Genomic DNA, 14,183 nt, shown 5'->3' on the forward strand with positions numbered 1-14,183 from the left:
GCGGTTGCAGAGAGCGAACGACAATGCACATCCTCGACGCGGTTGACTCCGCCAACCTCCGCTCGGACGTCCCCGACTTCCGCGCCGGCGACACCGTCAAGGTGCACGTCAACATCATCGAAGGCACGCGCTCGCGCGTCCAGGTCTTCCAGGGTGTCGTCATCGGCAAGCAGAACGAGGGCATCCGCGAGACCTTCACGGTCCGCAAGGTGAGCTTCCAGGTCGGCGTCGAGCGCACCTTCCCGGTGCACTCCCCGGTCATCGACCACATCGAGGTCGTCAGCCGCGGTGCCGTCCGTCGCGCCAAGCTCTACTACCTGCGCGAACTGCGTGGCAAGAAGGCCAAGATCAAGGAGAAGCGCGACAACTAGTCACGCCCCTCAGCGACATCACGCGAGCTCCTCGCCATCTAAGATGGCGGGGAGCTCGGGTGGTTAAATGACGAATGACACAGTGAGGCGCGCCCTGCGTCCTCGACGCGACGACGGCGGAAAGCGCGGCATCGGCACCTTCGTGCGCGACGTGCTCGTCATCTTCCTGGCGGCCCTCCTGATCTCGTTCCTGATCAAGACGTTCCTGATCCGGTCGTTCTTCATCCCCTCCGGGTCGATGGAGCAGACGCTCCAGATCAACGACCGCATCATCGTCAACGAGCTCGTACCCGACCTCGTCGACGTCAAGCGGGGCGACGTGGTCGTGTTCACCGACCCGGGCGGTTGGCTCGACGGCACGGCTCCCATCAGCACGACCACCGGCAACCCGGTGTCCGACGGCTTCTCGTGGTTCCTCACGCTGGTCGGGCTCGGCGCACAAGACAGCAACGACCACCTGATCAAGCGGGTCATCGGCCTGCCGGGCGACACCGTCGAGTGCTGCAACGACTTCGGCCAGATGTCGGTCAACGGCGTCCCCCTCGACGAGCCCTACGTGAACCTGCCCACGGGCGAGACCCGGGTCTCGGCCGACGACTTCTCGGTCACGGTGCCCGCCGACTCCCTCTGGGTGATGGGCGACAACCGCTACAACTCGAAGGACAGCCGCTACAACGGCGCCACCCCGAGCAAGGGGTTCGTCCCGATGAGCGACGTCGTCGGACGCGCCTTCGTCATCAGCTGGCCCACCGAGCGCTGGACGTGGCTCGGCGACTACCCCGACGTCTTCCGCGGCACCGAACGAGAGGGCGGATGAGCCCCGTCGTCGACCCCACCCTCGACTACGAACGAGAGCTGCACGCCGCCGGCGCGACCTGGGTGATCGGCTGCGACGAGGTCGGTCGGGGCGCCATCGCCGGGCCGGTCGCGGTCGGGCTCGGGGCGGTCCACATCGATTGCCTCGACGTCCCCGCGGGTCTGCGCGACTCGAAGCTCCTGTCCGAGAAGCGACGCGAGGCCCTCTACCCGCTGGCGACGTCGTGGGTGTCCCATCACGCGGTGGGCTTCGCCGAAGCGCACGAGGTCGACCGGCTGGGCATCGTCGTCGCCCTCGGGCTCGCCGGCAAGCGTGCCCTCACGGCGCTGCACCACGCCGGTGTGGGCATCATGCAGTCCGTGGTGGTGCTCGACGGCAACCACGACTACCTGTCACCCCAGCTCGCCACCCCTCCGCGCATCACGACCAGGGTCAAGGCCGACCGCGACTGCGCGTCGGTGGCGGCGGCGTCGGTCATCGCCAAGGTCGAACGCGACCGGCTGATGATCGAGGCCGACGGCGTCCACCCGGGCTACGCCTGGGCCGGCAACAAGGGCTACGGCTCGTCGGCGCACTACGGGGCCCTGTCCGAATTGGGTCCGTCGCCGCTGCACCGCCTCACCTGGCTGCACTGACCTCGAGCGCCTACGCCGGCAGCAGAGGGACGACGGCGACCGCTGCCCCGAGGGCCGCGTAAGCTCGACTCCGATGGACGAGGACGATTTCGAAGACTACGACCGCGAGGTCGAGCTCGCGCTCTACCGCGAGTACCGCGACGTGGTGTCGCAGTTCCGCTACGTGGTCGAGACCGAGCGGCGTTTCTACCTGGCCAACGAGGTCGACCTGGTCCGGCGTGACACCGAGCACGACTTCTACTTCGAACTGTCGATGACCGACGTCTGGGTCTGGGACGTCTACCGCTCCGACCGCTTCGTCAAGTCGGTCCGGGTGCTCACCTTCAAGGACGTGAACGTCGAAGAGCTCACGAGCCGCGACCTCGAGCTCCCGAAAGAACTCGCACTCGACGAGTAGTCGTCCGTCGCCACGCGACCTCCTGGCCCGGGACGCGCTGCGTCTCGACTCGGCTCGTCCCCAGCCGCGGCCGGGTCGGTGGCGTCCCCAGCCGATGCTCCGCCCGCCCTCCGAGGGGCGCGCCTCCGCCAGCCTGCTGGCAGGAGGTCAGACATGGCGAAGAAGGACGAATTGGGTCGGCGCGGCGAAGACGTCGCGGCCGAGTACGTCGAGGCGCAGGGCATGCGGGTCGTCGAGCGCAACTGGCGGTGCCGTGAAGGCGAGATCGACGTGGTCGCCCTGGACGGCGACGAGGTGGTCGTCGTCGAGGTCAAGACGCGATCGGGCACCGGCTACGGTCACGCGCTCGAGGCCGTGACGCCGGCCAAGCTGGCGCGTCTGCGACGGCTGGCGGGGGCCTGGTGCCAGGCGCATCCCACCTCGACGCCCCGGGGGGTGCGCATCGACGTCGTGGGCATCACGGTGGAGCGGTGCGCGGGGCACGAGCGGATCGACCACGTCCGCGGGGCCGGAGCATGAGCGTGGCGCGGACGCGGGCGGTCGCCCTGCTGGGCGTCGACGGAGCCCTGGTCGAGATCGAGGCGGACATGGGTGCCGGGCTGCCGGCGTTCGTGATCATCGGACTGCCCGACACGTCGCTGGGTGAGGCCCGTGACCGCGTCCGGTCCGCAGCGACCAACTCCGGGTGCGCCTTGCCGGCGCGCAAGCTGACCGTCAACCTGTCACCGGCGTCGCTGCCCAAGCAGGGGTCGTCCTTCGACCTCGGCATCGCCATCGCGGCCCTGGCCGCAGCCGAACTCGTCCCCGCCGAGTCCGTCGAGGGCGTCGTCCACCTGGGCGAGCTCGGGCTCGACGGCCGGCTCAGGCCCGTCGACGGAGTCCTGCCCGCCGTGTTGGGTGCGCGCCGGGCAGGGGCCGCCACCGTCATGGTGCCGACCGACAACGCGGACGAGGCCGCCCTCGTCCCCGGCATCCGCGTGGTGGCCGTGCCGAGCCTGCGCGAGGCGGCGATCTGGCACGGTGCAGGGCTCGAACCCGAGCCGGTCGTGGCCATCACGCGATCGCGCACCGAACCGGCAGTGCCGGCCGAACTCGACCTCGCGGACGTCATCGGCAACGTCGACGCCGTCGAGGCGCTCGTCGTCGCCGCGGCCGGCGGCCACCACCTCCTCATGGTGGGGCCGCCCGGCGCAGGCAAGAGCATGCTGGCGGCCCGTCTGCCCGGTCTGTTGCCCGACCTCGACGCCGATTCGGCCCTCGAGGTCGCTTCGATCCGTTCGTTGGCCGGGGTCGCCGTCACGGGCGATCTCGACCGGAGGCCGCCGTTCGAGGCGCCCCACCACACCTGCAGCGCGGCGGCCCTGGTCGGCGGGGGCAGCGGGGTCATCAGGCCCGGTGCCGCGTCGAGGGCGACCCGGGGCGTGCTGTTCCTCGACGAGGCGCCCGAGTTCCGACAGACGGTCCTCGACTGTCTTCGCCAGCCCCTCGAGTCGGGCGAGACCGTCGTCCACAGGTCACGGGCGGTGGCGCGTTTCCCCGCGAGGTTCCAACTGGTCGCGGCGGCGAACCCCTGTCCGTGCGGGCAATACGGCTCTCGCGACTCCGACTGCAGTTGTTCCCCGCACCAGCGGCGTCGCTACCTGAGCAAGCTCTCCGGGCCTCTCGTCGACCGCATCGACCTGCAGTTGCGGGTGGCCCGCATCAGCTCGTCGCAGTTCCGAGCCTCGGCCGACGTCGTCCCGACGACGACACGCCAGGCCCGCGAACGCGTCGACCGGGCGCGCGGCCGTGCCGCCCGCCGACTCGAGGGAACACCCTGGCGGTCGTCCGGCGAGGTCCCGGGAACCTGGCTGCGTGATCCGGCGAACCGCCTGGCCGTGGCGGACTCACAGCCCGTCGACCGGGCGCTCGAGACCGGTGCCCTGACGATGAGGGGTTACGACCGCGTGCTGCGGGTCGCCTGGACCCTCGCCGACCTCGACGACGAACCCGCCCCCGTCCGCCGTCACGTGGTCCGGGCCCTGAGCATGCGGCAGTCGCTGTGAGCGACCTGCTCCGGGCGACCCCCGCCGAGCTGGCCGACCTCGTCCGGCCCCTCCTGCCCGGCGCCCACGAGTTCAGCGAGGCACAGACCCTCGAGGCGTTCGCCCTGGGCGCCTGGACAGGTGTGGTCGAACCGGGTGACGCGGTGGGTGGCGTCGTCCGGTCCCTGCTCGGGCCGACCGTGGGGCTCCGCCTCGTGCTCGAAGCGGCGGTCGGTCACGACGACCCCCTCGCGGGTCTGCTCGCGGGTGCCCTGGTCGAGGCAGGGGCCACCCGCGACGACGTGGAGCGGCTCGACCTCGTACGGGCGCTCACGAGATGGCGGCCCCGTCTCGAGACCAGCGTGATCCTCCGGTCGTTCCGCACGGCGACCGTGGTGGGATCGAGGCTGCTCGTGCCGGGCACCCCGCTGTGGCCCGAGGCCCTCGACGACCTCGGCCATCACGCTCCCGTGGCCCTGTGGGCACGAGGTCCGGCGTCCGTTCCGGCGCCGACGTCGAGCATCGCGATCGTCGGCTCGCGGGCGGCGACGGCCTACGGCGAGCAGGTGTCGGCCGAGCTCGCCGGCGGCGTGGCCGACCGGGGTCTCGCGGTCGTCTCGGGTGCCGCCTACGGCATCGACGGTGCCGCCCACCGGGCGGCCCTGGCCGCCTCGGCGACGACGGTGGCCGTCATGGCCGGGGGAGTCGACCACCTCTACCCGGCCGGTCACGACGCCCTGCTGCGACGCGTCATCGAGACGGGGCTGATGATCTCGGAGGCTCCGTGCGGGGGCAAGCCGTCGCGGTGGCGGTTCCTGCAACGCAACCGGCTGATCGCGGCGTTGACGGCCGCGACCGTCGTGGTCGAGGCCGGCGGCCGCTCGGGGTCGCTGAACACGGCCGCCCACGCGCAGTCGCTTGGTCGTCCGGTCGGGGCCGTGCCCGGCCCGGTCACCTCGCCGTCGTCCGTCGGCTGCCACGCCCTGATCCGGTCCGGTCTGGCCGAGTGCGTGACGGGTGCCGACGAGGTCCTCGCACTCGCAGGGGTGTCGACCGACCTCGTCGTCGCCTCGTACGAGGGCCGACGGCTCGACCCCGAGACGATGCGGGTGCTGGACGCGCTCAGCACGACGGCGACCCGGGAGACCGACGAACTGGCCGTCGCGAGCGGGCTGTCGCTCGAGACGGTCCGCGACGTGCTCGCCGAGCTCGACCTCTCGGGTGCGGCCCGGCGCTCCGGCTCGGGGTGGCGACGAGTGAGGGGGCGCCGCGATGGTTAGCCTGTCGGCATGCACGAGCCGGGGTCGAGACGCGAGGGGCGGATGCTGCCGTGACGCGCCTCCTGGGCGAGGTCGAACGGTTCGCCGACCACCTGCACGACGGCCGGGGGCTCAGCGACCACACGGTGCGGTCGTACGCGGCCGACCTCGACTCCCTCGTCGCCTTCGCCGAGAACCGGCTCGGTCGCCCGGGTGAGGTGGTCGACCTCGACCTCGACCTCCTTCGCGACTGGCTCTGGCAGGGCACGCAGGCCGGGCTCGCCCGGGCCACCCTCGCCCGGCGGTCGGCGAGCGTCCGGGCCTTCACCCGGTGGCTCGACGAGACCGACCGCACACCGGTCGACGTCGGTGCCCGACTGCGTTCGCCGAAGCCCGAGAGTCGCCTGCCGCGCGTCCTCACACGCGAGCAGGTCGACGGCCTGTTGGCGTCCCTCGCCGTCCGGGCGGACACGGGCGACCCCGGGGCACGCCGGGACCTCGCGGTCGTCGAACTGCTCTACGGCGCGGGCCTGCGCGTGTCGGAGCTCGTCGGGGCGGACCTCGGCGACGTGGACCTCGAACGGCTGACCGTGCGGGTGACCGGCAAGGGGGCGAAGCAGCGCGTCGTGCCGTTCGGGGTGCCGGCGGCCGAGGCCCTGGGGCGGTACGTCGACCTCGCCCGCCCGACGCTCGTCACCCCGGTCACGGACGCCGCCTTCTTCGTGGGGTCGACCGGCGGGCGGCTCGGCACGAGGGCCGTCTACCGACTGGTCGCCGGGCTGCTCGCCGACCTCCCGGGCGGCGGGCCGGCGGGGCCGCACGCGTTGAGGCACACGGCCGCCACCCATCTGCTCGACGGAGGGGCCGACCTCCGGGCCGTCCAGGAGCTGCTCGGTCATGCGAGCCTCGGCACCACGCAGATCTACACGCACGTCTCGACCGACCGTCTGCGCGACAGCTACCGGTCGGCACACCCGCGCGCCTGACGACGCTCCACCCGACGACGCCCACGACGCCCGAGGACCCTCCGAGCACCCGACCGTGCTGCGGTCGTCGGCCCGGCCGGTGCCGGCCGGTGCCGGGCGGTGCTCAGCGGGGCGTCGTCGGCAGCAACACCGACGGCTCGATCCCGCCCAGGAACAAGAGGGGCGAGACGTACTCGCCGTCGATCCGCGCCCCCAGGTGCAGGCACGGTCGGTCGGGGCAGTGCCCTCGCTCGAGCACACCGACGGTCTGCCCCCGCGTGACGGCGTCGCCCTTCGAGACACCGGCCACCACCGGTTCGAAGCTGCTCAGCACCCCGCCCGAGTGGGCGATCGACAGCACCGGCCGGTCCACCACGACCCCGGCGAAGTGCACGACGCCGTCGTCCGGGGCGGTCACGACCGAGCCCTCGACCGTCCCGACGTCGAGGCCGCGGTGCCCCGGCGACCACGGGTTCGGCGGCCCGACGAAGGGCCGGACCACCGGATGGGGCGAGGCGACCGGCCAGGCCCACACCGCGTCTCCTGCGCTCGCTGCCCGGGGGTTCGCTGTCCGGGGGTTCGCGACCGCGGGCGTGACCGAGAGCGACCCGGCGAGGACCGTGACGAGGGTCGCCGTCGTGAGGGTGACGAGAAGCCGCGTCGTCGGCCGCAGGTGAGAGCGCATACCGGCACCTTGCCGGTTGCGCAAGCTTTCTCGGCGAGGCGTAAGGTTCACCCGTGCACGAACACCCCGTGCACATCGTTTGTGGGGGAGTCGTGGCCACGAGCCCTGCTCCTCGAGCCGTGAAGGAGTACAGGTGTCGAACACCACTGCAACGACGAAGAGCTTGAACAGGCGGGTGACCGCGCTGGCCGTGGCGGCGGCCATCGGCGGGTTCCTGTTCGGTTTCGACTCGTCCGTCATCAACGGCGCGGTCCAGTCGATCACCGACGAGTTCGGTCTCACCGAGTTCGCCTCGGGCTTCGCGGTCGCGTCGGCCCTGATCGGTTGTGCCATCGGTGCCTACGTCGCCGGCCGCCTCGCCGACAAGATGGGTCGCATCAAGGTGATGCTGATCGGTGCCGGTCTGTTCCTGATCAGCTCGATCGGTGCGGCCGCGGCCTTCGCCGTCTGGGACCTCGTCCTCTGGCGCGTCATCGGCGGCCTCGGCATCGGCATCGCGTCGGTCATCGCCCCCGCCTACATCAGCGAGGTGTCGCCCAAGGCGATCCGCGGTCGCCTGGCGTCGTTCCAGCAACTCGCCATCACGCTCGGCATCTTCGCCGCCCTGCTGTCGGACCAGCTCTTCGCGGTCACGGCGGGCGGCGCATCCGAGCCGTCGCTCTTCGGCCTCGCCGCGTGGCGCTGGATGTTCCTGGTGGGAATCGTCCCGTCGGTCGTCTACGGCGTCCTGGCCTGGCGTCTGCCCGAGTCGCCGCGGTACCTCGCCGGTGACGGGCGCGAGGCCGAGGCCAAGAAGGTCCTCCAGACGATCGTCCCGGCCGAGACGGTCGAGACGAGCCTGAAAGAGATCACGGACTCGATCCGCACCGAGGCAGAGCTCGAGAAGAAATCGTCGATCCGCGGCACCCGCTTCGGCCTCCAGCCCATCGTCTGGGTCGGGATCATCCTCGCCGTGCTGCAGCAGTTCGTCGGCATCAACGTGATCTTCTACTACTCGACCACCCTCTGGCAGGCCGTCGGCTTCCAGGAAGAGGACTCGTTCCTCATCTCGACCATCACCGCGGTCGTCAACGTCGCGGTCACGTTCATCGCGATCGGGCTCGTCGACAAGGTCGGCCGTCGGCCCATGCTGCTCACCGGCTCCATCGGCATGTTCGTCAGCCTCGCCGTCACCGCCCTGGCCTTCAGCCAGGCGACCACCTCGGCGAGCGGCGACCCGTCGCTGCCCGGCGCCTGGGGCCCCGTGGCCCTCGTCGCGGCCAACCTCTTCGTCGTGTCGTTCGGTGCCACGTGGGGCCCGCTCATGTGGGTGCTGCTCGGCGAGATGTTCCCCAACAGCATCCGTGCCACGGCACTCGGCGTGGGCAGCATGGCCAACTGGATCGCCAACTTCATCGTGACGGTGTCCTTCCCCACCCTCGCCGCCCTCAGCCTCACGCTGTCGTACGGCATCTTCGCGTTCTTCGCGCTCGTGTCGTTCTTCTTCGTGCTGGCGAAGATCCCCGAGACGAAGGGGCGCTCGCTCGAGGAGATGGGCACCTCGGCCGTCCAGGCCGATGCGGGGCGGTCGGCGAAGGCCTGAGTCCGACACGATCCACGAACGTCCCGTCCAGATCCTGGGCGGGACGTTCGTGCACGTCGGGGTCCCCGCCCGGGGTCGACCTCCACCTCACCGGGCCCGTGGTGGTGCTAACATGAGCGATGCAGCCTGCTCAGCAGGCTGACTTCGCGTGCCCTGTGCGTCCTCGGACGCACCGACGTCGAGGCGACCTGGTCGCCTCGCGCCGCTCCCGGCCTCCACGTCCATTCGGTCCGAACCGCCTCACGGTGGGCTCGGCGGACGTGTGCCCGGGCACCAGGCAGTGGCGACCGACCGGTCGCCCGACAACCGACAAGCAGGCGCACCCGCGGGTGCGCCCAGAAACAAGGAGAACGACCATGGCCGTCGTCACCATCCGCCAGCTGCTCGACAGCGGCGTCCACTTCGGACACCAGACCCGCCGCTGGAACCCGAAGGTGAAGCGCTTCATCCTCGCCGAGCGCTCGGGCATCCACATCATCGACCTGCAGCAGTCGCTCGGCTACATCGACAAGGCGTACGACTTCGTCAAGGAGACCGTCGCCCACGGCGGCACCATCCTCTTCGTCGGCACGAAGAAGCAGGCCCAGGGTTCCATCGCCGAGCAGGCGAACCGCGTCGGCCAGCCCTTCGTCAACCAGCGTTGGCTCGGTGGCCTCCTGACCAACTTCCAGACGGTCTCGAAGCGCCTCGCCCGCATGAAAGAGCTCGAGGACATCGACTTCGACGACACCACGCAGGGCTTCACCAAAAAAGAGCTGCTGATCAAGAAGCGTGAGCTCGACAAGCTCCACAAGACGCTCGGCGGAATCCGCAACCTCACCAAGACGCCGTCCGCCCTCTGGGTCGTCGACACCAAGAAAGAGCACCTCGCGATCGACGAGGCCAAGAAGCTGGGCATCCCGGTCATCGGCATCCTCGACACGAACTGCGACCCCGACGAGATCAACTTCCCGATCCCGGGCAACGACGACGCCATCCGTTCCGTCGGCCTGCTGACGCGCATCGTCGCCGACGCTGCCGCCGAGGGCCTGGTGCAGCGTCACCAGAAGCCCGAGGACGCCGACCAGCCCGTCGAGCCCATGGCCGAATGGGAGGCCGAGCTGCTCGCGCAGGGCGAGGCCAAGGCCGCCGACGCCGCCGCCGAGGCACCTGCTGCCGAGGCCCCCGTCGCCGAGGCCCCCGTCGAGGAGAACGACGCCGACGCACAGGTCGCCGCGAAGCCCCTGGGCGAGCCGGTCGTCGAGCCCGTCGCCGAGGCGACCGAGGCCACCGCGGCCGAGCCGGCCGACGCCGACTCGAAGTAGTCCTCTCCTTCACCCTTCCGACTCCACGAAAGGAAGTCAGACACATGGCCAACTACACCATCGCTGACGTCAAGATCCTCCGTGACCGCCTCGGCGCGGGCATGGTCGACAGCAAGAACGCCCTCGAAGAAGCCGACGGCGACATCGAGAAGGCCGTCGAGATCCTCCGCGTCAAGGGACTGAAGGGCGTCGCCAAGCGCGAGGGCCGTCAGACCACCGCGGGTCTCGTCGCCGCCAAGCCTGGTTCGGGGTACGCCACGCTGATCGAGCTCGCCAGCGAGACCGACTTCGTCGCGAAGAACGAGAAGTTCGTCGCCTTGGCCGACCAGGTCCTCGAGGCGGTGCACGCGGGCGGAGCCTCCAGTGCCGCCGAGGGCAACGCCGCCGCGATCGTCGGCCAGACCGTCGAGGCCTTCGTCAACGACGAGGCCGCGCTCATGGGCGAGAAGGTCGAACTGCGCACCGTCAACCGCATCGAGGGCGAGCAGTTCGCCATCTACCTGCACAAGACCTCGAAGGACCTGCCCCCGCAGGTCGGCGTGGTCGTGGGCTACACGGGTGACGACGCCGAGACCGCTCGGTCGATCGCTCAGCACATCGCCTTCGCCGCGCCGACGTACCTGTCGCGCGACGACGTGCCGACCGAGCAGGTCGACAAGGAGCGAGCCATCGTCGAGGAGACCGCGAAGAACGAGGGCAAGCCGGAAGCGGCCCTGCCCAAGATCATCGAGGGACGCCTCACCGGCTTCTTCAAGGAGATCGCCCTGCTCGACCAGGCCTACGCGAAGGACAACAAGTTGTCCGTCGCCAAGGTGGTCGCCGAGGCCGGACTGACGATCACGGGCTTCGCCCGCATCAAGGTCGGCGCCTAGACAGCACCGTGACGGGGTCCGAGACGAACGTGTCTCGGACCCCGTTCCCATGCCCGGCCGAGGTGACGACGTCGGGTGCATCATCGGCGACGGACGGCGACCAGCCCGAACTCGCTAACCTGGCTACGGCCACGACGAGACGGAGACTCGCATGACATCGGAAACGACCGGACGACGACGCGTCCTGCTGAAGCTCTCGGGTGAGGCCTTCGGCGGCGGCCAGCTCGGCGTGAACCCCGACGTGGTCGGCTCCATCGCCCGTGAGATCGCCGACGCGGCGACCGACGTCGAGATCGCCATCGTGGTCGGTGGCGGCAACTTCTTCCGCGGTGCCGAACTCAGTCAGCGCGGCATGGACCGGGGAAGGGCCGACTACATGGGCATGCTCGGCACCGTCATGAACGCCCTCGCCCTCCAGGACTTCCTCGAGCAGGCCGGCGCTGCGACCCGCGTCCAGTCCGCCATCGCGATGACCCAGGTCGCCGAGCCGTACATCCCCCGTCGCGCCGAGCGGCACCTCGAGAAGGGGCGCGTCGTCATCTTCGGTGCCGGCGCCGGCCTGCCGTACTTCTCGACCGACACCGTCTCGGCCCAGCGAGCCCTCGAGATCGGGGCCTCCGAGGTGCTCGTCGCCAAGAACGGCGTGGACGGCGTCTACTCGGCCGACCCCCGACACGACCCGTCGGCGGTCAAGCTCGACCAGCTCACGTACCAAGAGGCGCTGATGCAGGGGCTCAAGGTCGTCGACTCGACCGCCTTCAGTCTCTGCATGGACAACGGCATGCCCATGCACGTGTTCGGCATGGAAGGCGAGGGCAACATCGCCCGCGCCATCCGCGGCGAACGCATCGGAACAATCGTCAGCAACTAGACGACTAAACTCGACCGCGAACCGAACAAGGAGCACCAGTGGCGATCAACGACGTACTCACCGAGACGCGCGAGAAGATGGACAAGGCGCTCGACGCCGCCAAGAACGACTTCGGGACGGTGCGCACCGGCCGCATCAACCCCGCTCTGTTCCAGAAGATCCCGATCGACTACTACGGGACCCCGACCCCGCTGGCCCAGCTCGCCTCGCTGCAGGTGCCCGAGGCGCGCACCATGATCGTCACCCCCTACGACAAAACGGCCCTCAAAGAGATCGAGAAGGCCATCGCGACCTTCCCGAACCTCGGGGCCAACCCGACGAACGACGGCACGATCGTCCGAGTCACCATCCCCGAGCTGACGCAAGAGCGTCGCAAAGAGTTCGTCAAGCTCGTGCGCAGCAAGGGCGAGGACGCCAAGGTGCAGGTGCGCAACGTCCGTCGCAAGTCGAAAGAGGCGCTCGACGCCCAGAAGACCGAGGTCGGCGACGACGAGGTCGCTCGTGCCGAGAAAGAGCTCGAGTCGATCACCAAGGGGTACATCGACTCCATCGACGACGCGTTGAAGAAGAAAGAAGCGGAGCTGCTCGAGGTCTGATGAGACAGCGACCCGACGGCGCCGGCCCCGACGACTCGTCACCGGCTCAGAAGAGCACTCTCGGTAGTCGCCGGGCCGACTTCGACGCTCGAGCGCAAGCGGCCCGCCACGACATCGAGAGCCAACTGCGGGCAGGCAAGGCGCGCCTCGACTCGCGCAACGAGAAGTTGACGGCGCGTACCGGTCGCAACCTTCCGGCCGCCATCGCCGTGGGTGTCCTGCTCGGGGCCGCGGTCTTGTTGAGCCTGATCTTCGTCAAGGCGTTCTTCATCATCGTGGCGGCGGCCCTGATCGGTTCGTTGTGCTTCGAACTCGCCAGTGCCCTGCGCTTCGCCGGGCGTGACGTGCCCCGCCTCCCGAGCGTCCTCGCCGGCGTGGCCGTGGTCCCCGCGGCCTTCTACGGCGGAGCCGGCGGCCAGTGGGCCGCTCTGGTGGGCGGCATCGTCGTCGTCTCCGTGTGGCGCCTCGTCGAGACGGCCCGTCCGTCGCACCGAGCCGGCGCCTCCGCGCTGGGTCGTGATCTCGGTGCCGGTGCGTTCGTCCAGATCTACTGCTCGTTCCTCGGCAGCTTCATGGCCCTCATGGCTGCTCGACCCGACGGCCAGTGGTGGACCCTGTCGGCTCTCATCGTCGTGATCGCGGTCGACACCGGTGCGTATGCGACCGGCCTGAACTTCGGCAAGCACCCGATGGCGCCCCGCATCAGTCCCAAGAAGACCTGGGAGGGCTTCGCCGGTTCGGTGGCCGCCAGCCTCATTGCGGCCGTGCTGCTGTCGGTCTTCCTGCTCGACGAGCCGTGGTGGTTCGGTCTCGTCTTCGGTGGCGTCATCATCGTGACCGCCACCATCGGCGATCTGTCCGAATCCCTCATCAAGCGCGACCTGGGCATCAAAGACATCAGCACCTGGCTTCCCGGCCACGGGGGGTTCCTCGACCGGCTCGACAGCACGTTGCCCTCGGCCGCCGCGGCCTACGCCCTGTACCTCCTCTTCGCGTGACGCCCGTCCGCCGGTACTGACCGGCCGCGCGTCCAGCGGCTTGCCATCGGCCCATGCGGCATGATGGTGGCCGTGAGCAGCACATTCCCGATCGTTCCCAAGGGCAAGCGGGGTTACGACGTCGACGAGGTCGACGCGTTCCTGGTCGAGGCCCGGAAGGCCTACGCCGGCGAGACCGGCCTCGGCATCGACTCCGCCCGCATCCGACGCACGGCCTTCGGGTTGACCAAGAACGGGTACTCGACGGCACACGTCGACGCCGCGCTCGAACGTCTCGAGGACGCCTTCGCCAGTCGGGAGCGCGAACGGGCCGTCTCGTCGGGCGCCGAGTCGACCTGGTTCTCGACCGCGCGCTCCGGGGCGGAAGACATCGTGGCCCGTCTCGAGCGACCGCAGGGCCACCGCTTCGACAGGGTGGGCATCCTCACGACCGGCTACCACCCGCGAGACGTCGACCGCCTCACCCGGCGGCTGCACGGCTACTTCACCGACGGCCGCCCCCTCAGCATCGACGACGTCCGGGCTTCGGTCTTCCGGGCGAAGCGCGGCGGTTACCGCGAGAGCCAGGTCGACCTGGTGCTCGACACGGTGGTCGACGTCATGCTCGCCGTTCGCTGACGGTCACGGCCGGTCGTCTCCTCTTCCTTCCGTGCCACCGACACGCTGACGGGTCGTCCCTGGCCCTCGGGCGTCCCATCGGTTACCCTGGACGGACTCATGGGCAGGCACGCAGCGAATCCGACCCCCGGTCCCTCTCGACGAGAGCACCCGGCCGCGGTCGAACGACCCTCGACCCGTCGGCGCGTC

Annotated in this window: 16 protein-coding genes; 15 read left to right on the plus strand and 1 reads right to left on the minus strand. The window is 70.1% G+C overall.

Going from position 1 to position 14,183, the window contains the following annotated elements; genetic code table 11:
- The first annotated feature begins 23 nt into the window (after positions 1-23).
- From rplS to ARTHRO9V_RS06785, 8 genes are all read left to right on the plus strand, one after another.
- Entirely contained in the window at positions 24-371 is a 348-nt protein-coding gene (gene rplS / locus ARTHRO9V_RS06750) for a 50S ribosomal protein L19 (protein ID WP_043596315.1), read from the plus strand.
- A gap of 67 nt (positions 372-438) precedes the next feature.
- Positions 439-1,188 carry a signal peptidase I gene (gene lepB, locus ARTHRO9V_RS06755; RefSeq protein ID WP_159826288.1) on the plus strand — a complete coding sequence of 250 codons (750 nt, stop codon included), beginning with the start codon at positions 439-441 and terminating at the stop codon, positions 1,186-1,188.
- Positions 1,185-1,823, plus strand: coding sequence for a ribonuclease HII (locus ARTHRO9V_RS06760; RefSeq protein WP_159826290.1), 639 nt, complete (start codon positions 1,185-1,187; stop codon positions 1,821-1,823). Before lepB ends, ARTHRO9V_RS06760 begins: the two co-directional genes overlap by 4 nt.
- Positions 1,824-1,896: 73 nt before the next feature.
- Positions 1,897-2,220 carry a DUF2469 domain-containing protein gene (locus tag ARTHRO9V_RS06765; protein WP_056046179.1) on the plus strand — a complete coding sequence of 108 codons (324 nt, stop codon included), beginning with the start codon at positions 1,897-1,899 and terminating at the stop codon, positions 2,218-2,220.
- A gap of 153 nt (positions 2,221-2,373) precedes the next feature.
- On the plus strand, positions 2,374-2,739 hold the full coding sequence (locus tag ARTHRO9V_RS06770; protein WP_123570347.1) for a YraN family protein: 366 nt from the start codon (positions 2,374-2,376) through the stop codon (positions 2,737-2,739).
- Positions 2,736-4,265: a YifB family Mg chelatase-like AAA ATPase gene (locus ARTHRO9V_RS06775; protein WP_159826292.1), complete on the plus strand. Its 1,530-nt coding sequence runs from the start codon at positions 2,736-2,738 to the stop codon at positions 4,263-4,265. Before ARTHRO9V_RS06770 ends, ARTHRO9V_RS06775 begins: the two co-directional genes overlap by 4 nt.
- Entirely contained in the window at positions 4,262-5,524 is a 1,263-nt protein-coding gene (gene dprA, locus ARTHRO9V_RS06780) for a DNA-processing protein DprA (protein ID WP_201298920.1), read from the plus strand. The genes ARTHRO9V_RS06775 and dprA overlap by 4 nt, the downstream gene beginning before the upstream one ends.
- A 50-nt stretch (positions 5,525-5,574) precedes the next feature.
- Complete coding sequence (locus ARTHRO9V_RS06785; RefSeq protein ID WP_159826294.1) at positions 5,575-6,489, plus strand: tyrosine recombinase XerC; 915 nt, start codon at positions 5,575-5,577, stop codon at positions 6,487-6,489.
- A 103-nt stretch (positions 6,490-6,592) separates the two neighbouring features.
- Here the strand turns inward: ARTHRO9V_RS06785 and ARTHRO9V_RS06790 are convergent, their stop codons facing one another.
- Complete coding sequence (locus tag ARTHRO9V_RS06790; protein WP_159826296.1) at positions 6,593-7,153, minus strand: murein hydrolase activator EnvC; 561 nt, start codon at positions 7,151-7,153, stop codon at positions 6,593-6,595.
- Positions 7,154-7,286: 133 nt separating this feature from the next.
- Here ARTHRO9V_RS06790 and ARTHRO9V_RS06795 point away from each other — a divergent pair, with 133 nt between their 5' ends.
- The 7 genes from ARTHRO9V_RS06795 to ARTHRO9V_RS06825 all read left to right on the plus strand — a co-directional run bounded on the left by ARTHRO9V_RS06795 (position 7,287) and on the right by ARTHRO9V_RS06825 (position 13,994).
- Positions 7,287-8,735 (plus strand): sugar porter family MFS transporter, encoded by a 1,449-nt coding sequence (locus ARTHRO9V_RS06795; RefSeq protein WP_159826298.1) that lies wholly within the window; start codon positions 7,287-7,289, stop codon positions 8,733-8,735.
- A 356-nt stretch (positions 8,736-9,091) separates the two neighbouring features.
- Complete coding sequence (gene rpsB, locus ARTHRO9V_RS06800; protein WP_056046166.1) at positions 9,092-10,039, plus strand: 30S ribosomal protein S2; 948 nt, start codon at positions 9,092-9,094, stop codon at positions 10,037-10,039.
- 44 nt (positions 10,040-10,083) lie between these two features.
- Positions 10,084-10,911: a translation elongation factor Ts gene (gene tsf, locus ARTHRO9V_RS06805; RefSeq protein ID WP_159826300.1), complete on the plus strand. Its 828-nt coding sequence runs from the start codon at positions 10,084-10,086 to the stop codon at positions 10,909-10,911.
- Between the two features lie 151 nt (positions 10,912-11,062).
- Complete coding sequence (gene pyrH / locus ARTHRO9V_RS06810; RefSeq protein WP_056046162.1) at positions 11,063-11,782, plus strand: UMP kinase; 720 nt, start codon at positions 11,063-11,065, stop codon at positions 11,780-11,782.
- 77 nt (positions 11,783-11,859) lie between these two features.
- Positions 11,860-12,378: a ribosome recycling factor gene (gene frr, locus ARTHRO9V_RS06815; RefSeq protein ID WP_054145670.1), complete on the plus strand. Its 519-nt coding sequence runs from the start codon at positions 11,860-11,862 to the stop codon at positions 12,376-12,378.
- Positions 12,378-13,376 carry a phosphatidate cytidylyltransferase gene (locus ARTHRO9V_RS06820; RefSeq protein WP_082460278.1) on the plus strand — a complete coding sequence of 333 codons (999 nt, stop codon included), beginning with the start codon at positions 12,378-12,380 and terminating at the stop codon, positions 13,374-13,376. Before frr ends, ARTHRO9V_RS06820 begins: the two co-directional genes overlap by 1 nt.
- Positions 13,377-13,439: 63 nt before the next feature.
- A complete protein-coding gene (locus ARTHRO9V_RS06825) occupies positions 13,440-13,994 on the plus strand; it encodes a DivIVA domain-containing protein (RefSeq protein WP_056047652.1) in 555 nt (184 codons plus the stop codon).
- Positions 13,995-14,183 lie beyond the last annotated feature (189 nt).

It is taken from the genome of Frigoribacterium sp. 9N (assembly GCF_902506305.1).
Lineage (GTDB): Bacteria > Actinomycetota > Actinomycetes > Actinomycetales > Microbacteriaceae > Frigoribacterium.